We start from the raw sequence: 22046 nt of genomic DNA on the forward strand, positions 1-22046 counted from the left end.
AATGTTTGTTGAATAGGTTAGAGCTTAATGAAACAGGTTAATGTACATTAACCTGTTTTTGTTTTAAAAATTCAGGAACCTCCATGTTATTAAAAATACCTGATTTACTGAGTGCTGATGAAGTTGCTTATTGCCGAAAGGTGTTATTAGCCGCGCAATGGACAGATGGCAGTGTTACCGCTGGTTATCAGTCAACTAAAACTAAAAATAATTTACAATTACCAGAGCAAAGCGTTGAAGCTAAAGAGCTTGGCGATATTGTTATGGGCGCTTTGGCGCGTAGCAATTTGTTTATGTCTGGTGCGTTGCCTGCAAAAATATTTCCGCCCTTATTCAATTGTTACCAAGGTGGGCAGTCGTTTGGTATTCATGTAGATAATGCTATTAGGCAAGTCCCTGGCACGCCAGTAAAAATTCGTACAGATTTGTCTATGACATTGTTTTTCAGTGATCCAGAAGACTACGATGGCGGTGAACTTATTATTGAAGACACATATGGATCACATTCGGTAAAACTCCCAGCAGGAAGCATGGTGTTGTATCCATCAAGTAGTTTGCATAAAGTGACACCCGTTACGCGTGGGCGCCGTTTAGCGTCATTTTTTTGGTTACAAAGTATGGTCAACAGTGATGAAAGACGTACTTTACTGTTTGAATTGGATTCATCAATTCAAAGTTTGCGTGAAAAAGTCAGTGATAGCCCAGAGATAGTGCGATTAACAGGGGTTTATCATAATCTGCTTAGGCAATGGGCACAGACTTAATCAAGCTAGACAATAATTGTCTAGCTTGATTAAAACGAACTATTTATAGCCGTTAGGGTTGTTACTTTGCCAGCGCCAAGTATCTTCCATCATGCTATCAATCCCGCGCTCTGCTTGCCAACCAAGCTCATTAAGGGCTTTTTCTGGTGCCGCGTAACAGGCTGCGATATCGCCTGGACGGCGAGGGGATACTTGATAAGGAACATCTTTACCGCAGGCTTGGCTGAATGCGTTGAGCATTTGCAGCACTGAATAACCATTGCCTGTGCCAAGGTTGTAAACGTGGGCGCCGCTATCTTGGTTTATTTTATTAAGTGCCTTTAAATGGCCAAGTGCTAAGTCTACAACGTGGATATAATCACGAACCCCAGTACCATCGACGGTATCGTAATCATCACCAAATACACCTAACTGCTTTAACTTACCAACAGCAACTTGCGAAATGTAAGGAAGCAGGTTATTTGGAATACCATTTGGATCTTCACCAATTAAACCTGATTCATGTGCACCTACAGGGTTAAAGTAGCGCAATATCGCAAAAGCAAAGCGCTCGTCTGATTTTGCGATATCTTGCAGCATCATTTCAACCATCAGTTTTGATGTACCATAAGGGTTGGTAGTACCACCTACAGGGAAGTCTTCACGAATTGGCAGACTTGCCGGGTCACCATAAACGGTAGCAGATGAACTAAATACTAGCTTGAATACACCCGCATCACGCATAGCATCAACGAGGCTTAGCGTACCTTGTACGTTATTTTGATAGTACTCAATTGGCTTTTCGACTGACTCGCCTACCGCTTTTAGACCTGCAAAATGAATAACACTCTCGATTTGATGTTTAGCAAACACGTGGTCTAAAAATACTTTATCGAGAATATCACCTTGATAAAAAGTCACGTCTTTTGCTGTAATGCTTTTGACTCGGTTGAGTGATTCTGGTGACGAATTACTTAGGTTATCAATAACGACAACATCCTGTCCTTGCTGTAGTAGTTCTAAAACTGTGTGTGAGCCAATATAGCCTGCACCACCGGTGACTAAAATAGTCATACTATCTCCATTTAAGTAATTTTATTCAATTAAGCTAATTTCATCACAAATAGTGATTGATTGCCTGTTTTATCTGTCATTAATTTTTTTAGTGTTAGTAAAACTATCTGCTTGATTACATTTTTGCTATAAATGATAACAATTAAGAAAATTAGTATTAAGCTATAGTTAAGTTGAAAGTGCTAATCTTGCACCTAACATAGGGTAACGCCTTTATTGGAGAATGTTATGAATACAGTAAAAAAAATAGCAATGGCAATGCTAGTAGCACTTCCTGTTTTTGCTCATGCTGGCGAGGCTGTAGTTAAATGGCAAGACTTTAATGATTATCGCGATACGCGACCATCTAATGAACCTAAAGGGTCATATCATAAACATATTGCGACAAGCTTTGAAAAGCACTTCAATAAATTGGCTGAAGATTTACCAGAAGGTTATAAATTTAACGTTGAAGTGACTGAACTTGATTTAGCTGGTGATGTACGTTTTGGCGGTATGAATGATTTACGTATTATTAAACCTATTTATTTTCCACGCATCGAGTTTAAATACTCAGTGACTGATAAAGATGGCAAAGTGCTGAGTGAAAGCGATAAAGTCGAGTTAAAAGACATGGGCTTTATGGATAAAATTAAAATGGGCCGTGATGAAGAGTTTTATTACGATAAACGTTTAATTACAGATTGGTTTAATAAAGAATTAATGCCGCAAATTGTTCCTAGTTAATTACACCCTAGCTAAGATGAAGAAGCGCTCACACTGTGAGCGCTTTTTTGCTATTTAAAGGTCGCTAATAATTGCAGGATTTGTTGGAGTTTAATTACCGTAGCTTTAAGCTTTTCTTCGTCAAGGCCGTTTGTGCTTAGGCTCTCGACATCAGCGGCAACATCCAGAACATAAGGTTTAAAGCGCTTTGCTTCAAAACTAAATCCTGCATCTGCAGGAAATAATGCTTTAAATTTGCCATGGCCCTGTTGCTGAAGTTCATCTAACTTTTTATCAGCATCAAGTGATTGACGATAAACAATTTTTAAGTTGGCATTGAGTTGTTCAATAATAGAATCCATTTTTTTCCTAAAGCTTTCGACTGCATTGCCGATATAATACGGGTAATGAACTAAAAAGTCAGGTATGAGCTATGAATATATCAGGTGGAAACCTACCGGCCATGAGTGGTGCGGGACAAAGCGGTGAAGTGTACAGCGCAGCATTGGCAAAAAAACAGCAAAAAGCTGACGGTGCAGCAGCGCTAGCGTTAATTGAGGCTGCTGGGACTAGTAGTACAGCGCAAACACCCGCAAAGTCTGTAACAGCAACGCTTGGTAATAACGTAAACGTGTATGTTTAACAGCGCCTTGCGTTGTTAAATCAGTTTGAGGTCGATAGGGGTTTTACTTTTTTGACCACCGATCTCGCGAACCAGCTTAGGCACTAAATAGCCTGGTAGTGCATGTAGCATATCAGCCAAAATTTTGCGTGCCTGCGATTCATCAATATCAAAGTGACTAGCCCCTTCAACTTTATCAAGTAGGTATAAATAATAAGGTAGTATATCAGCTGCAAACAACGCCTCGCTGAGTGCTATTTGAGCTTGGCTAGAATCGTTCACTTCTTTAAGTATTACTGCTTGATTTAGTAACATCACACCTGCCTGTTTGAGCTTTTGCATCGCGGCTTTAAATTCATCGTCAATTTCATTGGCGTGATTAATATGATTAATGAATACGATTTTAAGCGGTGATTTTTCTAATCGTTGGCATAATTGCTCGGTAATACGCGCAGGGATCACCACAGGTAATCGGCTATGAATTCGCATCCGCTTAATTTGTGGTAATTGTTCCAGCTCATCCATAAACCAACTAATAGCATCGTCTTTGGCCATTAGAGGGTCGCCACCACTTAAGATCACTTCATTGATATTATGATCCGACTTAATGTAATCGAGTGCTTCAATGAGACTGCGCTTATTCAGTTGATTTTCTTGGTATGGAAAATGACGACGAAAGCAATATCTACAATTTACCGCGCAGCCAGTTTTAAACATTACTAAAACTCGCGACTTGTATTTATGTAAAAGCCCTGGTTGCGCATTGTTTTGCTCTTGCAAAGGATCTTTATCAAATCCGGTTTTAGAGATAAACTCTTGGTGGCGTGGCATGACCTGCAACAGTAATGGGTCGTTTATATCGCCATAACGCATTTTTTTGATAAAAGGCACAGGTACACGAACCGGAAAAAGAGCCCGTGCTTTAAGGTCTTTTTCATCGGCCATGCTTGATAAACCTAGCATTTCTAGCAAGGTGCGTGGGCAAGTAACAACATTAGCTAATTCTTTTTGCCAGTTTTTATGCAAATTTGTTTCATTTCTTTGTATCATTGGCACGTAGATTACTCGAAAAATTATTAGATAGAGGAAACGATGGCGAATTATAGCACCAACGAGTTCAAGGGCGGCCTAAAAATTATGATGGACGGCGAGCCTTGTAGTATTTTAGAAAATGAAATGGTAAAGCCTGGTAAAGGTCAAGCATTTAACCGTGTTCGCATCCGTAAGCTGATCTCTGGAAAAGTACTTGAGAAAACCTTTAAATCAGGTGACTCAGTAGAAGGTGCTGATGTAATGGATACTGATCTTGCGTATCTATACACTGACGGTGAGTTTTGGCATTTCATGAACAACGAAACTTTTGAGCAAATTGCCGCAGATGAAAAAGCGCTAGGTGATTCAGGCAAATGGTTAGTTGAAAATGATGTATGTACTATTACATTATGGAATGGCAGCCCAATTGCTGTAACCCCACCTAACTTTGTAGAGCTTGAGATCACTGAAACTGATCCAGGCCTAAAAGGTGATACAGCCGGTACTGGTGGTAAACCAGCTACATTAAGCACTGGCGCTGTAGTACGTGTACCATTATTCGTACAAATTGGCGAAGTGATCAAAGTAGATACTCGCAGTGGTGAATACGTAAGCCGTGTTAAGTAAGCAATAACATGACTTAATTAAATCCCAGCTTAGGCTGGGATTTTTTTTGGAGAAAATATGTCAGCAGATCTTTGGATGCCTAGTGCCGAAATAGCAACCTTGCAGCAACGTGCGAGTATTGTAAGAGCTATCCGTGAGTTTTTTTATGCCCGTGAAGTAATGGAAGTCGATACCCCCAGCTTAAGTGCGGCCAGTGTTACTGACGTACACTTAGTTAGTTTTAATACCTCTTTTGTTGGGCCGGGTCATTCTAAAGGCTTGCCGCTGTATTTACAGACCTCTCCTGAGTTTGCCATGAAGCGTCTTTTAGCGGCCGGTAGTGGGGCTATTTTTCAGCTCTGTAAGGCATTTCGTAATGAAGAAGCGGGTAGTCATCACAACCCTGAATTTACTATGCTGGAGTGGTATCGCCCTGGGTTTGATGAGTTTGCCTTGATGGATGAAATAGATGAGCTAATGCAGTTGGTTTTAAATGTCCCAGCAGCGCAGCGATTAACTTACCAGCAAGCATTCCAACAGGCTTTGGGGCTTGATCCACTGACCGCGACACTGGCGCAATTACAGCAACTCGCTATTGAGCAAGGCTTTGCTGACATAGCCGCACATGAAACTCACCGAGATACTTTACTGCAATTATTATTTTGCATGAAAGTAGAGCCAACTATTGGCCAAGATAAGCCCTGTTTTGTTTATCACTTTCCGGCGTCACAAGCTGCTTTAGCACGTATTTGTGAACACGACTCACGAGTTGCAGGGCGCTTTGAGCTTTATTATCAGAACATGGAGCTGGCGAATGGCTTTAACGAGCTTACCAATGCACAGGAGCAAGCTAAACGTTTTACTGATGATAACGCATACCGCAACGCTAATAACTTAGCACAGGTGCCTATGGACAAGCGTTTAATCGCGGCTCTTGAGCACGGTTTACCACAATGCGCAGGGGTGGCATTAGGTATCGATAGGTTAGTGATGTTAGCCACCAAAAAAGACACCATAAAAGAAGTGATCGCGTTTGATGTAGGTAGGGCTTAAAAGATTCAAGGTTCAAGATTCAAGATTCAAGATTCAAGATTCAAGGTTCAAGGGAAGGTAAAAGTAATCTAGCTTTTACCTTGGAACTTGTCCCTTGAAACTCGTTTTTATAACTCGTAAATAAAGGTGACACCGGCGACCATAGGTTCGCCAAATTGTGTGTAGGTGTGAGTAGCATAACCATCAGCTGGGTCGTTACCAAACTCAAAACCACGAGTGGGTACTTCTTCGTCAAACACGTTACGCGCCCAAGCACGAACAGACCATTGCTCTGCTTCATAGCCCGCACTGAAGTTAACTAAATTAACGCTCGGTGCTTGTGAGTTATGACTATCCGAGAAGTAATAATCGTCTTTGCCTTCAATACCCACAGTGGCATATAGCTCATTTGTGAAGTTATAGCGCGCTGTAAATGCGTATTGGTATTTAGGGGCTTGTGATTGTTCACGACCATCTTGATCTAATGGAGGTGAGTAAAGGCTTGTTCTAGCTACATAATCGTTTATCTTAGTATCCAAGTAACCTGCACTACCGGTAAAAAATAAGTTATCGGTTAATTGATAGCTACCTTCAATTTCAAGGCCGTAGTTTTCACCTGAACCTGCATTGTCAAAATAACTAGTAAAGTTTTTACCTTCTATTAACCAAGACTTTAATTGCATGTCTTCACGGTACATATAAAATGCCGCTAAACGCAGCACAAATTTGTCATCCAGTGAGCTGCCTTTCACCCCGAACTCACCATTCCATAAGTATTCAGGTTCAAAGGTTGTGTGTTGTTTGAAAAAGTCTGCATCGAGCGCGAATTCTTGCGCTTTTGCGAGCGCTTCAGAGTTAATACCACCGGCTTTATAACCACGGGTTAAACTAGTATAGATCATGGTACGGTCAATCACTTGGTATTCAAGTGCTAACTTACCACCGACCATGACATCGTCAGTATCAACAATAAACCCATTGCTATCAGTGTAATCCCCTTGGTATTGCTCAACTCGCAAGCCAGTGATCAAAGTGGTTTTCGAGTTGATTGGGGTTGCTAGTTGGCCGTACATAGCGACATTGTTCACTTCATACGTTGAGTCAAAGGTTTCTAGTTCAGAAAACTTTCTACGCTGGCGGTCCAGATCTACATCTCTTCCTTGATAATAAATACCTGCAACCCAATCGCGTGACTTACCATTGAATTGTAATTCAGCAGTTTTATCTTTGCGGTCACGATAATAATAATCTTCGTAGCTATAACCATCAGGGTGTAGTCCGGCAGCGCATAACTGTGGCTGGTTAATATCATTACATACCCAGTCTTCATCAAAGCTGTAAACTAGCTCACTATCAATACCTGATAGGTTAAGATTGACATCAAACCAATCAAAGCCGGTGTATATATTGGCAAGGCCTACGGCAATACTTTCTTGGTTATCTTGGCCTGGTTCATCAGCTACGCTATTGCGGCTGTTATCTAGAGTAAATGCATCATAGCCGTTGTTGATATCAATATAGTGAACGCTTAATTCAGAGCGCAAGTGATCGGTAAGTTGGCTATGAAGTTTAAAGCGGCCAACCATTTCGTCTTGTTGTTGTGTTGGTTTATCAAGGTATAAATTATCTTGATAACCGTCAGATTCGCGCTGGTAAATACTGGCGCGTACTGCGGTGCTATCTGTAATACCAATGCCTGCGGCAACACCCGCTTCATAACTATTGTAGTTACCTGCGCCCAGTTGTACTTTTAAACTTGGCTCAAAGCTTGGATCAGCTGATTCCATTTGGATCATACCAGCCATGCCGTCTGCACCAAAGCGTGTGCCTTGTGGGCCGCGGTATATTTCAACTTGGTTAACATCAAATAACAGTGAACTGCCGCCAAGGCCTGAATAATTAATGCCATCAATCACTAAACCAACAGATGGGTTGATTGGATCAACAAACTGCGAGCGTAGACCAACCCCACGAATTTGAATATAGCGGCCACGCGATGCGCCAGAGGTAAAGTTTACATTGGCGGCACTGGCAAGCATTTCATCTAGAAAACTAGCACCACGCTCATTAATTTCACGATCGCTAAATAAGCTAGCGCTGGCGCTAAGGGTTTGAATACTTTCTTTTTGAAAATCCCCAGTAACGAGTATTTTTTCAAGTTCAGAATCATCAGCAAAAGTAGGGGCGCTTACTAAAGGTAAGAGCGCGGCAGTAATTAAAGACAAGCGTAGTTTCATTCGGTTACTTAACTCCATTTCAGGGACTCGCATGATAGCAACTATTCTTATTAAAGTCGTGATACGCGATATATTAATGTGCTATAAACGCGCACAGTATACATAATAAGGAATACAAATATGACCTTTAAAGTTGACTTTAAAGTGCGTGATTACGAATGTGATCTGCAAGGTATTGTGAATAACAGTGTGTATTTTAACTACCTAGAACATGCGCGTCATGAATTTTTACATGCCAATGGGATTGATTTTGCACAGCTCGCCCGTGATAAAATTAACCTTGTAGTGATGCGCAGTGAAATGGATTATAAGCAATCATTAGTGCCTGGGGATGAATTTTACGTAGTTGTAGAGCCTGAGCGTATTAGCCGCTTAAAGTTTGGTTTTCGGCAAACGGTTGTACGAAAGCATGATGAGAAAGTGATGTTAAAGGCATTAGTAATTGGTACCTCGGTGAATGAGCAAGGTCGCCCATTTTTGCCAGCGCAGGTTGATCAGCTATTTAAAGTCGAATAATTCTCGAATTTGAATGTTTTTTACTATCTTAGAACAATTTTTTACATTAAAAACATGCATTTTTAACGGTATAGATGGTTATTTGTTGTTATTATAATGTGATTGAGTTTTAGGTTAGTATTCACATGAAATTAGCAGCAATACCGATGCTTGTTATCGGTTTATGTGTAGGCTGCTCATCGACAGGGACCGTCACTAGTGAGCAATTGAAATACACCAAGTGGCAACTATCACGGGTTGATGGTTTAGCGATCCCAGCATCTTATTCTGCCTCATTGAGCTTTATTGAAGCTTTGCAAGTCAATGGGTTTGCTGGTTGTAATAAGTTTTTTGGCGAAGGGCAACTTGATGATAATCATCTCACGGTGAATAAATTAGGGATGACCCGGAAGTCGTGTGGTAATGAGCTGGATGAGTTTGAACAGCAGTTTTTAAATGCCTTAAAGCAAGGCGTGCCGTTGCAAATGCAAGATCAGCAGCTTGTCTTAAGCGGCGAGCAAACGTTTGCATTTATTCCAGCGGGTTAAGCGCTTGCAGACGAGTTGTATCTGACGTACACTCGTCGACGAACAATATATAGAATTTTTACTTGTCGGAGTGCCTTGAGTTTTAACTTAAAGGCTGAGATCGCGAAAGCGGGATCCGTGAACCTGATCAGGCTAACACCTGCGTAGGGAACAAGCTGCCTTAAATGGGTGCTTGTGCGCCTGTTTGGCGTATAAGTACTCTGGCTGCCAAGGTTAGGTGTACTTTTATAACACCCGCCTACGATCCATGTAGCTGTTGCTACTCTCTATTGCATAGCAATATCTGACAAGACAACCCTTTTAGCAATGAGGTAAGTCATGTCAAACACATCAAATAAACCGTCTCGCCGCGAAACCCGTGCGGCTGCATCAGATTATATTTACAACCTGACTGGGCAACCATTCCCAAGTTCACACAAAGTCTACGTACAAGGCACGCAAGAGAATGTACGCGTTGGTATGCGTGAAATTACTCTAAGCGATACTTTTATAGGTGGTACAGAAGAAAACCCAGTATATGAATCAAATGCGCCATTGCGTGTATACGATACCTCTGGTCCATACACAGATCCTGACTTTAAGTTAGATGTGCGTAAAGGGCTTGATAAATATCGTGAGCAGTGGATTGAAAGCCGTGGCGATACAGAAATTTTAGAATCCGTGACCTCACAGTTTTCGCAGCAGCGTATGGCTGATGAAGGCCTTGATCACATTCGTTTTGAGCACCTTCCTAAAATTCGTCGTGCTAAAGCGGGTAAAAATGTCACGCAAATGCATTATGCTCGCCAAGGTATTATTACCCCTGAAATGGAATATGTAGCGATCCGGGAAAACATGGGCCGTGCACAAATTCAACAAGAATTGTTAGCGCAGCAGCACAAAGGCGAGTCGTTTGGCGCGAGTATTCCTGAATTTATTACCCCTGAATTTGTCCGTGATGAAATTGCTCGCGGTCGTGCAATTTTACCAAATAATATCAACCACCCTGAAACCGAACCAATGATTGTTGGCCGTAACTTTTTAGTAAAAGTAAATGCCAATATTGGTAACTCGTCTGTTACTTCATCAATTGAAGAAGAAGTTGAAAAAATGGTGTGGTCAACCCGTTGGGGTGCTGACACCGTAATGGATTTATCAACGGGTCGGTACATTCATGAAACGCGTGAGTGGGTAGTACGTAATTCACCAGTGCCAATTGGTACTGTGCCTATTTACCAAGCGCTTGAAAAAGTAAATGGTGTGGCTGAGGATCTCACGTGGGAGATTTTCCGCGATACGCTTATTGAACAAGCCGAGCAGGGTGTTGATTACTTTACAATTCATGCCGGTGTATTGCTGCGCTATGTACCAATGACAGCTAAGCGCGTTACGGGTATTGTATCGCGCGGTGGTTCAATTATGGCTAAATGGTGTTTAGCGCACCATAAAGAAAATTTCTTATACACTCACTTTGAAGATATTTGCGAAATTTTAAAGCAATACGATGTGTGTTTTTCATTAGGCGATGGCCTGCGCCCAGGCTCAATTGCGGATGCTAACGATGAAGCGCAATTTAGCGAGCTACGTACTTTAGGGGAATTGACCAAAATAGCGTGGAAACACGATGTACAAGTGTTTATTGAAGGCCCAGGTCACGTGCCAATGCATATGATCAAAGAAAATATGGAAGAGCAACTTAAGCATTGCGATGAAGCCCCTTTCTATACTCTTGGTCCACTGACGACTGATATCGCTCCAGGTTATGACCATATCACTTCAGGGATTGGTGCGGCACAAATTGCTTGGTATGGTTGTGCGATGCTGTGTTACGTAACACCAAAAGAACACTTAGGTTTACCAAATAAAGAAGACGTTAAAGAAGGTTTGATCACCTATAAAATTGCCGCCCATGCAGCCGATTTAGCGAAAGGCCACCCTGGTGCGCAAGAGCGCGATAACGCCTTATCAAAAGCGCGCTTTGAGTTCCGCTGGCATGACCAATTTAATATTGGTTTAGACCCTGTTCGTGCTCGGGAATACCACGATGAGACTTTGCCGCAAGAATCGGGCAAAGTGGCACATTTTTGCTCTATGTGTGGGCCAAAGTTCTGCTCAATGAAAATCACCCAAGAAGTGCGTGATTACGCCAAAGATCTCGAAGCCAGAGGTATCGATCCCAACAACGTAGGCGATGCGATTGAGATCAAAATGGTCGATGTCGAAGCCGAAATGAAAGCTAAGTCAGCCGAGTTTAAACAAACCGGCTCAGAGATTTATCATAAAGCGGTTTAACTAAAAGGCGCTAGGTTCTAGGGAAGAGACTAGGTTTTAGGATGTTGTTAACCTAGAACCTAGAACCTAGAACCTAGAACCTAGAACCTAGAACCTAGAACCTGAGGAGCTCTTATGTCTTATAACATTGCGGTAATAGGCTTTGGTTTAACTGGGCGCTTAGCGGCGCTTGAACTGAGCTTAAAGCATAAGGTGACTGTTTATGAATCGGGAGATGAGCAGGCGCTTGATAGTGCGGGAAAAGTCGCTGCGGCGATGCTCGCGCCTTTAGCTGAATCGGTATTATGTGAACAAGATTTAGCTTTGCTAGGACTGGATTCGATCAGGCGCTGGCCAAGTATTTTAGCGCAGCTTGACGATGAAGTGTTTTTTCAACAGCAAGGTTCTTTAGTGGTCGCTCACCAGCAAGACAAAGGCGATTTACAGAGTTTTATACAACGCTTAAAACCTTTGGCTGGCCATCATGGACACCGGTTAACAGGAGCGCAAATCGGTGAGTTAGAGCCGGAACTTGCAGGGCGTTTTAATCAAGGTGTGTTTTTACCGTGCGAAGGGCAAATTGATAATCACGCTTTTTATCAAGCGAGTTTTAAGACTCTGAAGCAGCGGAATGTGAGCTTTAAGTTTGCACAAACAGTTGATGTAGACTCTGGAAACTTGCAGCAATCATTTGATTATATTGTTGATTGTCGTGGTCTAGGCGCTAAAAGTGCAGCGTGTAAGTTGCGTGGAGTACGTGGTGAGGTCGTGCGTTTGTTCGCCCCTGAGGTAAAGTTAACGCGTCCGGTGCGGTTAATGCATCCGCGCTATCCAATCTATATTGCCCCTAAGCCTAACGACCAGTATGTGATTGGTGCGACAGAAATCGAGTCACAAGATCATGGCCCAGCTACGGTACGCTCAACTCTTGAGCTATTATCGGCAGCGTACACAGTACATAGTGGCTTTGCAGAAGCACGGGTGTTAAGCATTCAAACTGGCCTGCGCCCTGCGTTTAGCGATAATCGCCCGCAGGTAACTCAGCAGCAACAGCTGATCAGCATTAATGGCTTGTATCGCCATGGCTATTTGCTTGCACCGAGTTTAGTCGCTGATGCTGTGGCGCGGATCAATTAAGGGTTAGTATGAAAATGAGTATGAAAATAACAATTAATGGTGAAAGTTTTGAGTTGGTAAATACTGCCAATTTAACCCAAGCATTACAGCAATTTGCTGCAAAGGAGCCTTTTGCGGTTGCGATTAATGGTCAATTTATTCCGCGTAGTCAGTGTGATACACACTTACTCAATGAAGGCGATAGCATTGAATTACTATCACCGATCCAAGGTGGTTAATGTGAGTAGTTTAATATCAGATAGTTTTAGTATTTATGGTGAGCAGTTCACTAGCCGCCTATTAATTGGCTCAGCATTGTATCCGTCACCTGCGATTATGGCCGATTCCATTGTAGCCAGTGGTGCGCAGGTGGTTACTGTGTCATTACGACGTCAGCAAAGCGCCGCAGCTGGTGATGACTTTTGGCAGTTGATCAAAGACACAGGGTTAAAAGTATTACCCAATACAGCAGGGTGTCATAGTGTTAAGGAAGTTGTTACGCTTGCGCAAATGTGCCGTGAAGTGTTTGCCACCGATTGGATCAAGCTAGAATTAATAGGTGATGACTATAACCTACAACCCGATCCGTTTGCTTTACTTGAAGCCACAAAAATATTGTTAGCTGACGGTTTTAAAGTGTTACCTTATTGCACCGACGATTTAGTATTATGCCAACGTTTAGCTGAAGCTGGATGTGAAGTACTAATGCCATGGGGAGCGCCGATTGGCACAGGCAAAGGGTTATTAAATCAATATAATTTAAGAACTATTCGAGAGCGATTACCCGATACCACATTAATAGTCGATGCAGGCTTAGGTTTACCATCACACGCCTGCCAAGCGCTTGAATTAGGTTATGATGCAGTGTTATTAAATTCGGCTATTGCAGGCGCGGGCTGCCCTGTTACCATGAGTCATGCATTTAAAGCAGCGGTTGAGGCTGGCCGTTTTGCGTATCGAGCGAAGGCGATGCCAGAAAAAGACGTTGCTGCCCCATCTACTCCCACGATGGGTATGCCTTTTTGGCATCAAGATTTTGGTATTAAGAATAAAAATTAGGAAATACGTAACTATGAATCATGTTGTTTGGACAATTGCTGGCTCTGACTCTGGCGGTGGTGCAGGTATTCAAGCGGATATTAAAGCGATGCAAAGTTTTGGCGTCCATGGTTGTACGGCGATCACCGCGTTGACTGCGCAAAATAGTTTAGGCGTTGAAGCACTTAACCCAATTTCAACCGAAGTGATTGAATCACAATTACTTGCGCTTGAAAGCGACATGAAAGCCCGAGTTATTAAAATTGGCATGTTGGCAAATGTGCAGCAAATTCAATTGATCAGTGAGCACCTTAAACATTATAAAGCCACATGGCCTGTTACACCTTTAGTTGTTTATGATCCCGTGGCGATTGCTAGCAGTGGTGACTTACTGACAGAAGAAGATACTGTTAGTGCAATTAAAGAATGCTTAATGCCGCTGGTGGATGTGATCACCCCCAATACGCATGAAACGCAGTTACTCACAGGCGTGTATTTAATAGGCCCTAGCGCTGTAAAAGAGGCAGCAGCTAAACTACATAGTTGGGGCGCGAAAGCGGTGGTGATCAAAGGTGGTCATTGGGATTACCCAAGTGGATATTGCATTGATTACTGCAGTGAGGGGGAAAGCGAATACTGGCTTGGCAATGAAAAAGTTCAAACCCCACATAGTCATGGTACAGGGTGTAGTATGGCGTCGGTGATTGCTGCCTGTTTAGCAAAAGATTACCCACTAAAAGATGCCTTTATTTTAGCGAAAGCGTATATCAATCAAGGTTTAAAAGCGGCTACTCGCTACGGTGAGGGGATTGGTCCTGTGGCACAAACGAGCTTTCCAGAAAATCTTGCCGATTACCCACAAGTAATAGAAGCGGGCAGTTGGCTGGGGGATGAACTTGATTTTGAACAACCGAATGAATTTACTATGGCGGCAGGCTTTGCAGAGTGTGAAAGCAAACAGCTTGGTTTGTATGCGGTGGTTGATACGCTTGACTGGCTAGAAAAGTGCTTGGCTCAAGGAGTTAAAACTGTACAGCTTAGAATGAAAAATGGCACTGATGAGGAGCTTGATCACGCAGTTGCCGCAGCTGTTACACTAGGTCAAAAGTATGATGGTAATGTGTACATTAACGATCATTGGCAATTAGCCATTAAGCATGGTGCTTATGGTGTGCACTTAGGGCAAGAAGACTTACTGGAGGCTAACCTAGTTGCCATTAAAGAGTCCGGTATGCGATTAGGGCTGTCAACTCACGGTTTTTATGAAATGCTACGCGCTCATAATTACCGCCCGAGTTATATGGCGTTTGGCGCTATTTACCCCACCACCACCAAAGATATGACAGGGCAAATACAAGGGCTTGAAAAGTTAAAACACTTTGTGCCGTTAATGCAAGATTACCCAACCGTTGCCATTGGTGGTATTGATTTAGCGCGTGCCAGTGACGTTGTGGCAACGGGGGTTGGTAGTGTGGCGGTAGTGAGAGCGATTACCGAATCTACTGATTATCAGCAAGCTATAGCCGATTTACAAAGTATTATTGGTCATGAATAATGATTGAGTTATCAGACAAAGAGCAGCTGCGTTACAGCCGTCATTTAATGCTCAAAGAAGTAGGGCTAGAAGGGCAGTTAAAATTAAAAGCAGCCCATATAGTGGTTGTAGGCGCAGGCGGCCTAGGCAGTCCTGCGTTACTGTATTTAGCTGCTGCTGGTATTGGCGAGTTAACCTTGTTAGATGACGATAAAGTTGAGCTTTCAAACTTACAGCGCCAAGTGCTCTATAAGGTAAATCACTTAGGACAAGACAAGGTCAGCGCTGCGGGTAAAGTGTTAAGTAGCTTAAATAATCAAATAAAAATTAATACAGTTAGTACTAAACTCAGTGCTGATAATGCCCAGCAAGTATTCTCTGGCGCGACTTTAGTACTTGATTGCAGTGATAACTTTAGCACGCGTTATGTGGTGAATCGGCAATGCTTGGCACTAGGGATCCCGCTTGTGTCAGGGGCGGCTATAGCGAGCGAAGGTCAGTTGATGTGTTTTGATTTTCGCCAGCCACAAAGCCCTTGTTACGGCTGTTTATTTGGAGCACAACCCCAAGAGCAAACGCTCAATTGCAGTAATGCAGGGGTATTAAGCCCGCTATTAGGGGTAATCGGTTCAATGCAGGCACTATTAGCAGTTAATATTGTGCTTGGTCATCATCAAGGAAGTCAGTTTATTCGTTTTGATGGATTAAGTTTAGCGCAGCAGCAGTTTAAATTAAGCAAAGCGCCCCAGTGTACGGAATGTGGTGGGGAACTGGCTTGATATAATAAAACGCGGCATGACAGGATCAGCCGCGTTTTTATTGAAAAATTAATTAATCATCAATCTCAGCGAAGGGTGTGCCCATACGGGTTATAGTGCCAGGTTTTTGATCATCAAAAATGTCTGCTTTATCCGCTCCCCAAGCTAAAATAACCGTTGAGCCTAATTTAAAGCGGCCCATTTCTTCACCTTTTTTCAAGGTAATGGCGTTGTCACCTGTGGTTGGGTAGTTCCAGCTAAATACATCTTTACCTGCGGGTGGTGTCACTGTGCCAGCCCAAACAGTCTCAATGCTAGCAACAATAGTCGCTCCTACTAATACCATAGCAAGCGGGCCAATTTCAGTATCAAATATAGCTACTACGCGTTCATTACGTGCAAATAAGTTTGGTACATTTTGTGCGGTAAGTGGGTTCACTGAGAATAAATCACCCGGTACATAAATCATTTTGCTTAATGTGCCGTCAATAGGCATATGAATACGGTGATAGTCCTTTGGGGCCAAATAAATAGTTGCAAAGTCACCTCCTAAAAATGGCGCTGTATCTTGCTCTGAGCCACCTAGTAGTGCTTGCAAGCTGTAATCATGGCCTTTAGCTTGGATCAGTTGACCTTCAACAATCGGCCCTAGTTGGCTGATCGCACCATCGACAGGGTGAGCAATGATGTCACTCTCTGTTGCTAATGGGCGCACACCGTCTTTTAATGGGCGAGTAAAAAATTCATTAAAGGTTTTATAGTGAGCAGGATCGCTATATTGCGCTTCGCTCATATCAATTTTGTATTGTTTAATAAATAGCTTGATCAAGGTAGTGGTAAGTGCGCCAGCTTTCGCTGCGGCTAATTTACCCACCATGCGCGATACAAAGTGTTTTGGCATTGCATATTGCATTGCTATTTTGAACTTATCTAAACTCACTGATTTCTTCCTAATTTATACGCGCGGAGCGCGAGCTCCGGCACGGCCATCGGCCATTGTTTCTAAAATTCTGTGGTAACTATCAAAACGTAACTGCGAAATATCACCTTCATCTACTGCTTGACGAATTATACAACCTGGATCGTTTAAATGCTTGCAGTCTCGAAAACGACAGCCACCGATGAATTCACGAAATTCTTTAAAGCACCATGTAACACGTTCTACATCTAAGTGCCATAAACCAAACTCACGAATGCCTGGCGAGTCAATTAAATTACCGCCAGAAGGGAGATGGTGTAATCGTGATACTGTCGTAGTGTGTTGACCAAGACCGCTGTTTTCAGAGACTTCTTTGGTGAGTATTTCAGCATCAGGTAAAACAGTATTCACTAAGGTTGATTTACCTACGCCACTTTGACCAACAAAAATACTGTTTTTATCAACTAACGTTTCTTTTAGTGCGTCAATGCCATAACCACTTTTATTACTCACTAAAAAAACTTGATAACCAAGGCCACGGTAAATATCGAGTACTTGGTTGATTTCTGCTAAGCCTTGCTCGTCAATTAAGTCTATTTTATTAAGCACTAAAATAGGCTCTATGCCCATGTCTTCACACGCGATTAAATACCGGTCGATAATACTTGGGGTAAACTCGGGTAATACTGCTGACACCATCAATATTTGGTCAATGTTGGCTGCTATGACTTTTACACCGTCGTAAAAATCAGGGCGAGTTAATTGCGAACGGCGTTCATGCATCGCTTCAATTACACCAGCTAAATCACCTTCGCTGACTTTAGCACGACGAAATTGTACTTCGTCACCACAAACAATGCCTTTTACGGTGCGGCGAATATTACAGCGTAGTACATCGCCGGCATCGGTTTCAATGTCTGCATGTTGGCCAAACCGGCTGATCACCACGGCATTTTCTGCAGGGCCTAAATTGTCCGTTTGCCATTGGTTTGATGCACCTTGGGCAGTGCCTGCATCGGCATTCGACAAGCGCTTTTGGTGATTGGCCTTGATCCGACGGGATTGGCCTTTACTTAATTTCTTCTGTTTTGCCACTTTTGGCCTATAACTTGGTTAAATGTCGTGCTTTTTGAAAAAAAAGCTTTAGGTCGACTGATGATACTAATATGATATAACTAAATGCGTTGGATCTAAAGGAAAGTACCGCTTAGGTAATTATGTCTTTTCATAAATCAAATCTTATCTGGCTCGACCTTGAAATGACAGGTCTTGAACCAGCCACAGATAAAATACTCGAAATAGCCACTGTTGTCACCGACAGTGAGTTAAACATTTTGGCTGAAGGGCCAACTATTGCTATTCATCAAAGCGATGAGTTACTTGATGGCATGGATGAATGGTGTACCACTCAACATGGTCAATCTGGCTTAACAGCACGTTGTAAAGCAAGTACATTTACAGAGCAAGATGCTGTAGAGCAAACCTTAGCATTTTTAAAGCAATGGGTTCCTGCTGGCGCGTCACCTATGTGTGGAAACTCTATTGGTCAAGACAGACGCTTTATGAATAAGTATATGCGCGAATTGGAAGATTACTTCCATTACCGTAACTTAGACGTGAGCACCATTAAAGAGCTTGCACGACGCTGGAAACCAGAGGTGTTAGCGCAAGTGAACAAAAAAGGCTCACACCTTGCTTTGGACGACATCAAAGATTCGATCATGGAATTAAAAGTCTACCAAGAAAAATTCTTTAATTTGTAAAAAACACTTGCAAACACATTGAAATATTGTAGAATCCTGCCCCGCTTAAGACGATAACCCCCGCGGGGTTAGTGTGTTTGAGTGCAGGTTAAAGGAACGAGGTTTAATATTGGTAGAACCTAGAACCTAGAACCTGAATATGATGCGGCACTAGCTCAGTTGGTAGAGCGCGACCTTGCCAAGGTCGAGGTCACGAGTTCGAGCCTCGTGTGCCGCTCCAATTTCTCACCAAAGAAATTGGCTTAAGTTTCAAGGGGAAAGTTGAAAGCTCCAAGCTGTTCTAACTTGAATCTTGTAACTAGAAACTTTTTATGCGGCACTAGCTCAGTTGCCAGAACGTTTTACCGCGACTTGTCGCGCACCAACGGACAAATTACTGGCTATTTTGAATGCGGCACTAGCTCAGTTGGTAGAGCGCGACCTTGCCAAGGTCGAGGTCACGAGTTCGAGCCTCGTGTGCCGCTCCAATTTCTCACCAAAGAAATTGGCTTAAGTTTCAAGGGGAAAGCTGAAAGCTCCAAGCTGTTCTAACTTTTAACTTGAATCTTGTAACTAGAAACTTTTTATGCGGCACTAGCTCAGTTGGTAGAGCGCGACCTTGCCAAGGTCGAGGTCACGAGTTCGAGCCTCGTGTGCCGCTCCAATCTTTATCTAATATCAAAAAAAAAACATGCCAAGGTCGAACTAAGTCATAAGCAGTTCGAGCCTCGTGTGCCGCTCCAATCTTTATCTAATATCAAAAAAAAACATGCCAAGGTCGAACTAAGTCATAAGCAGTTCGAGCCTCGTGTGCCGCTCCAATCTTTATCTAATATCAAAAAAAAACATGCCAAGGTCGAACTAAGTCATAAGCAGTTCGAGCCTCGTGTGCCGCTCCAATCTTTATCTAATATCAAAAAAACATGCCAAGGTCGAACTAAGCCATAAGCAGTTCGAGCCTCATGTGCCGCTGGATTCTCTTCTAAGTGAATATTCATCTTTTATTTATTAAAACCGCCACAAATAAAAGAAGTTAATAGTTTTACTTAATCAGCTGTTGGAGTAATGCTTTTCTGATAGCTGATAGCTGATAGCTGATAGCTGATAGCTTTATATTTGCCCTTGCAATGTCACAACAATACGTCTTGCGCCACCATGATCACGATGCTCACCTAAATAAACTCCCTGCCAAGTGCCTAGTTGTAAGCGCCCTTGATTAATTGGAATAGTCAGTTCACAACCTAAAACACTGGATTTAATGTGAGCAGGCATGTCGTCATCGCCTTCATAGTCATGGCGGTAATAAGGTTGGCACTCGGGGACAAATTTATTGAAATGGCTTTCCATATCCATACGAACCGTTGGATCGGCATTTTCGTTGATAGTTAAGCTTGCTGAAGTGTGCTGAATAAAAAGATGTAATAAGCCAATTTGATAATCAGCTATTTCAGGTAGTTGGCTAATTATTTCATTGTCAATAATATGAAAGCCTCGTGAGCGAGGCTTCAGTTGGATGGTTTTTTGTAACCAGCTCATAATTTGTCGAAGCTAACTTCTATGTTGGCATTACCCGCATCTGAGGTAAATGGCATAAGTATTTTTGCGCCTTCACTTTTATGAGTAATGGTATGGCCCTTACCTGACACAACAATCGGGGTTGCCATATCAAAATCATAGCCTTTTTCACCAAGTAGGTTTTTGGCACCACCTGTTACCATGTTGGTAATTTCTCCTACCATATCGGTAACTTCTTCGTTGATTGAATCAGGGCGTTCACCTAGCATGCGTTCCATAATTGTTAGTGCAAGGTTTTCATCAAATGTGATTGAAAATGACCCTTTAGTTTGTGGTCCTACCATGCCAATTAATCCAGAAACATCGCCACAGGCAATTTCATCTTTTTTAATTTTTGGCTTTCCTGGCTTTAGCTCGGTTTGTGCCATTGTGCTGAGCACGTTCAACAAAGATGATAAAAAAGGATTGATGAACTCTACATTCATTGTTGTTTATCCCTCGAATTGAGCAGTTTTACTGCGGTTATACATTAAAGTGTAGTGACTTATTTTAGCTCTGCACTTAATTATTCTTTACATTGGCCACATTTACCATGGGCTTCAATTGTTTGCCCAGAGACGATAAAGCCACTTTCTGCAGCAAGACTGTTAAGTTCGTGCGAAATTACACTTGAATGTAGTTCTTTGACAAAACCACAACTGTCGCAAATTAATAGTTGTACTGGGTGAATATGATCAAAATGATGGCACAGCATAAATGCGTTAGTACTTTCGATTTTGTGGATAAAACCAAGTTCAGCTAAAAAGTCTAAGGCGCGGTAAATAGTGGCTGGTTTTGCTCCAGATTCGGTCAACTTGAGTTGCTCTAATAAATCATAAGCGCCTACACCGCCTTGAGCAGTTGCTAATAGGCGAAATACTTTTTCACGGATGGGTGTAAACCGCGCGCCGCGATTATCACACACTTGCTTGGCTTTACTAACGAGTGATTCTATATTCATCTTCATCTTATCCTTACGCTACCCGCGATATACTAACATACTGTATTGTAGTTGCAGTGTTTTTATTCAACAGTTTTATTCTAGAAGTGGCTATGGTCTATTGTGGTCATTATGGCAAGTTTGAGTGTTTCACAGTGTCGCTTACTTATGGGTATTATCAATACTGTTTTGATGACTTGTAATACTAATTACACGTAGCTTAAGTATAAATCACAGCATTTATGATAACTGTTAATTGTGGAATTAATATCATCATCAGTTGCTACGCTATAACGCTATAAGTTAAACCTAAGCATCAGTATTTTCGTGCAAGACGTTATTGATGAGAGGTATCCATAAAAGAGCGTAATTTAACTGATAAATGGAATTAAATATATTTCATTGATTTAATTATTGAAATATCGTTAAGTGTTATCTAGTTTTACACTATAGGTTTTTTAATTTAAGGAATAAAAATGAAGCTTAAAAGTATTGTTTTATCTGCGTTACTTCTTTTTGGGGCTGTGGCTTGCGTAGAACCTAGTTATGATAGTGATAAAATAAGAGTTGTTGAAGTTACAGAGCATGATTTTGAGTTAAATGGGCAAAGCGCTGTAACTATATTTGTTGGTGAAAAAAACACCCCTAAGTTTAGTTTTACAATTTTAAAAAGTGACTTGAAAAAAGGAACGTTGCTGCAGTCCACCTCTAACAGTGAACCAAATCTAGCCGTAAGTGCTAGTGTTGGCTCAGAATACTATACTCAGTCAGCGGATTTTGATACATCAGCGACTGTACAGATTGTAGAGCTAGATAAAACTAATAAAATTGCGAAAATAGCTGTCGGGGCTAAATTAGTTAATCCTAAAATTAAAAATTACACTGAGCTTGCTGTGACTGTTGTGGAAGTCAGCGGTGTGAATTACGATTATTTAGTTAAGTAACCTCAGCCACGATAATAAATCTTAATCGAGCCATTTACAGCTATCACTCGAGGCTTGCAATTGGCTCACTGCTTATCATTGAAGCAGCCTCTCTACTTGTGTAAAATACAGCGCTTTTTACGTGGCTAATGGTAGCGACTAATTAACCTGAGGATTT

Annotated in this window: 24 protein-coding genes, 3 tRNA genes and 1 riboswitch; of the genes, 18 read left to right on the plus strand and 9 right to left on the minus strand. The window is 42.1% G+C overall.

Translation table 11 applies throughout. The annotated features are described in order from the left end of the window. Positions 1-83: 83 nt before the first annotated feature. Positions 84-764, plus strand: coding sequence for a Fe2+-dependent dioxygenase (locus tag KAN5_RS17210; RefSeq protein WP_016708384.1), 681 nt, complete (start codon positions 84-86; stop codon positions 762-764). Between the two features lie 39 nt (positions 765-803). On the opposite strand, the gene galE is transcribed toward KAN5_RS17210, so the two are convergent. After that, positions 804-1817 carry a UDP-glucose 4-epimerase GalE gene (galE, locus tag KAN5_RS17215; protein ID WP_244390156.1) on the minus strand — a complete coding sequence of 338 codons (1014 nt, stop codon included), beginning with the start codon at positions 1815-1817 and terminating at the stop codon, positions 804-806. A 228-nt stretch (positions 1818-2045) separates the two neighbouring features. On the opposite strand from galE, the gene KAN5_RS17220 reads away from it, so the two are divergent. Continuing rightward, positions 2046-2543, plus strand: coding sequence for a DUF3016 domain-containing protein (locus tag KAN5_RS17220; protein ID WP_016708386.1), 498 nt, complete (start codon positions 2046-2048; stop codon positions 2541-2543). 50 nt (positions 2544-2593) lie between these two features. On the opposite strand, the gene KAN5_RS17225 is transcribed toward KAN5_RS17220, so the two are convergent. Further along, the gene (locus KAN5_RS17225) at positions 2594-2884 is read right to left on the minus strand and encodes a hypothetical protein (protein ID WP_016708387.1); all 291 of its coding nucleotides are present in this window, start codon (positions 2882-2884) and stop codon (positions 2594-2596) included. Between the two features lie 71 nt (positions 2885-2955). On the opposite strand from KAN5_RS17225, the gene KAN5_RS17230 reads away from it, so the two are divergent. Continuing rightward, a complete protein-coding gene (locus KAN5_RS17230) occupies positions 2956-3165 on the plus strand; it encodes a hypothetical protein (RefSeq protein ID WP_244390157.1) in 210 nt (69 codons plus the stop codon). 15 nt (positions 3166-3180) lie between these two features. On the opposite strand, the gene epmB is transcribed toward KAN5_RS17230, so the two are convergent. Further along, complete coding sequence (gene epmB / locus KAN5_RS17235; protein WP_244390158.1) at positions 3181-4194, minus strand: EF-P beta-lysylation protein EpmB; 1014 nt, start codon at positions 4192-4194, stop codon at positions 3181-3183. 42 nt (positions 4195-4236) lie between these two features. Between epmB and efp the strand changes: the two genes are divergently transcribed. Together efp and epmA are read left to right on the plus strand one after the other, a co-directional pair. Further along, positions 4237-4803, plus strand: coding sequence for an elongation factor P (gene efp, locus KAN5_RS17240; protein ID WP_244390159.1), 567 nt, complete (start codon positions 4237-4239; stop codon positions 4801-4803). 57 nt (positions 4804-4860) lie between these two features. Beyond that, a complete protein-coding gene (gene epmA / locus KAN5_RS17245; protein ID WP_244390160.1) occupies positions 4861-5835 on the plus strand; it encodes an elongation factor P--(R)-beta-lysine ligase in 975 nt (324 codons plus the stop codon). 107 nt (positions 5836-5942) lie between these two features. Here the strand turns inward: epmA and KAN5_RS17250 are convergent, their stop codons facing one another. Further along, on the minus strand, positions 5943-8051 hold the full coding sequence (locus tag KAN5_RS17250) for a TonB-dependent receptor (RefSeq protein WP_244390965.1): 2109 nt from the start codon (positions 8049-8051) through the stop codon (positions 5943-5945). Between the two features lie 120 nt (positions 8052-8171). Here KAN5_RS17250 and KAN5_RS17255 point away from each other — a divergent pair, with 120 nt between their 5' ends. From KAN5_RS17255 to KAN5_RS17290, 8 genes are all read left to right on the plus strand, one after another. After that, the gene (locus KAN5_RS17255) at positions 8172-8567 is read left to right on the plus strand and encodes an acyl-CoA thioesterase (protein ID WP_016708393.1); all 396 of its coding nucleotides are present in this window, start codon (positions 8172-8174) and stop codon (positions 8565-8567) included. 125 nt (positions 8568-8692) lie between these two features. Continuing rightward, positions 8693-9094: an META domain-containing protein gene (locus tag KAN5_RS17260; RefSeq protein ID WP_016708394.1), complete on the plus strand. Its 402-nt coding sequence runs from the start codon at positions 8693-8695 to the stop codon at positions 9092-9094. Positions 9095-9150: 56 nt separating this feature from the next. Next, positions 9151-9261: riboswitch (TPP riboswitch) on the plus strand. 151 nt (positions 9262-9412) lie between these two features. After that, complete coding sequence (gene thiC / locus KAN5_RS17265; protein ID WP_016708395.1) at positions 9413-11365, plus strand: phosphomethylpyrimidine synthase ThiC; 1953 nt, start codon at positions 9413-9415, stop codon at positions 11363-11365. 114 nt (positions 11366-11479) lie between these two features. Beyond that, a complete protein-coding gene (locus KAN5_RS17270; protein ID WP_244390161.1) occupies positions 11480-12481 on the plus strand; it encodes an FAD-dependent oxidoreductase in 1002 nt (333 codons plus the stop codon). 20 nt (positions 12482-12501) lie between these two features. Next, a complete protein-coding gene (gene thiS / locus KAN5_RS17275; RefSeq protein ID WP_029216111.1) occupies positions 12502-12699 on the plus strand; it encodes a sulfur carrier protein ThiS in 198 nt (65 codons plus the stop codon). 1 nt (position 12700) lies between these two features. Next, positions 12701-13519: a thiazole synthase gene (locus KAN5_RS17280; protein ID WP_016708398.1), complete on the plus strand. Its 819-nt coding sequence runs from the start codon at positions 12701-12703 to the stop codon at positions 13517-13519. Positions 13520-13532: 13 nt separating this feature from the next. Further along, positions 13533-15053, plus strand: a complete 1521-nt coding sequence (thiE, locus tag KAN5_RS17285; RefSeq protein ID WP_244390162.1) for a thiamine phosphate synthase — start codon at positions 13533-13535, stop codon at positions 15051-15053. After that, on the plus strand, positions 15053-15811 hold the full coding sequence (locus tag KAN5_RS17290; RefSeq protein WP_244390163.1) for a HesA/MoeB/ThiF family protein: 759 nt from the start codon (positions 15053-15055) through the stop codon (positions 15809-15811). The genes thiE and KAN5_RS17290 overlap by 1 nt, the downstream gene beginning before the upstream one ends. Positions 15812-15863: 52 nt before the next feature. Here KAN5_RS17290 and asd read toward each other — a convergent pair whose 3' ends face one another. Together asd and rsgA are read right to left on the minus strand one after the other, a co-directional pair. Then, positions 15864-16730, minus strand: coding sequence for an archaetidylserine decarboxylase (gene asd, locus KAN5_RS17295; RefSeq protein ID WP_016708401.1), 867 nt, complete (start codon positions 16728-16730; stop codon positions 15864-15866). Positions 16731-16745: 15 nt separating this feature from the next. Then, entirely contained in the window at positions 16746-17804 is a 1059-nt protein-coding gene (rsgA, locus tag KAN5_RS17300) for a small ribosomal subunit biogenesis GTPase RsgA (protein WP_016708402.1), read from the minus strand. Between the two features lie 122 nt (positions 17805-17926). Between rsgA and orn the strand changes: the two genes are divergently transcribed. The 4 genes from orn (at position 17927) to KAN5_RS17320 (ending at position 19115) form a co-directional block, all read left to right on the plus strand. Beyond that, on the plus strand, positions 17927-18472 hold the full coding sequence (gene orn, locus KAN5_RS17305) for an oligoribonuclease (protein WP_016708403.1): 546 nt from the start codon (positions 17927-17929) through the stop codon (positions 18470-18472). 144 nt (positions 18473-18616) lie between these two features. Then, positions 18617-18692, plus strand: a tRNA-Gly gene (locus KAN5_RS17310). Between the two features lie 171 nt (positions 18693-18863). Next, positions 18864-18939: transfer RNA gene (locus tag KAN5_RS17315), tRNA-Gly, on the plus strand. A 100-nt stretch (positions 18940-19039) separates the two neighbouring features. Then, positions 19040-19115, plus strand: a tRNA-Gly gene (locus KAN5_RS17320). Positions 19116-19561: 446 nt separating this feature from the next. On the opposite strand, the gene KAN5_RS17325 is transcribed toward KAN5_RS17320, so the two are convergent. The 3 genes from KAN5_RS17325 to KAN5_RS17335 form a co-directional block, all read right to left on the minus strand. Next, positions 19562-19987, minus strand: a complete 426-nt coding sequence (locus tag KAN5_RS17325) for a secondary thiamine-phosphate synthase enzyme YjbQ (RefSeq protein ID WP_016708404.1) — start codon at positions 19985-19987, stop codon at positions 19562-19564. After that, entirely contained in the window at positions 19984-20451 is a 468-nt protein-coding gene (locus KAN5_RS17330) for a chemotaxis protein CheX (RefSeq protein ID WP_016708405.1), read from the minus strand. Before KAN5_RS17330 ends, KAN5_RS17325 begins: the two co-directional genes overlap by 4 nt. Positions 20452-20531: 80 nt before the next feature. Beyond that, positions 20532-20966 (minus strand): transcriptional repressor, encoded by a 435-nt coding sequence (locus tag KAN5_RS17335; RefSeq protein ID WP_016708406.1) that lies wholly within the window; start codon positions 20964-20966, stop codon positions 20532-20534. Positions 20967-21421: 455 nt separating this feature from the next. On the opposite strand from KAN5_RS17335, the gene KAN5_RS17340 reads away from it, so the two are divergent. Further along, positions 21422-21889, plus strand: a complete 468-nt coding sequence (locus KAN5_RS17340) for a hypothetical protein (RefSeq protein WP_016708407.1) — start codon at positions 21422-21424, stop codon at positions 21887-21889. The last annotated feature ends 157 nt before the right edge of the window (positions 21890-22046 follow it).

The organism is Pseudoalteromonas sp. KAN5, from assembly GCF_022846535.1.
In the GTDB taxonomy this organism is placed as follows: domain Bacteria; phylum Pseudomonadota; class Gammaproteobacteria; order Enterobacterales; family Alteromonadaceae; genus Pseudoalteromonas; species Pseudoalteromonas haloplanktis.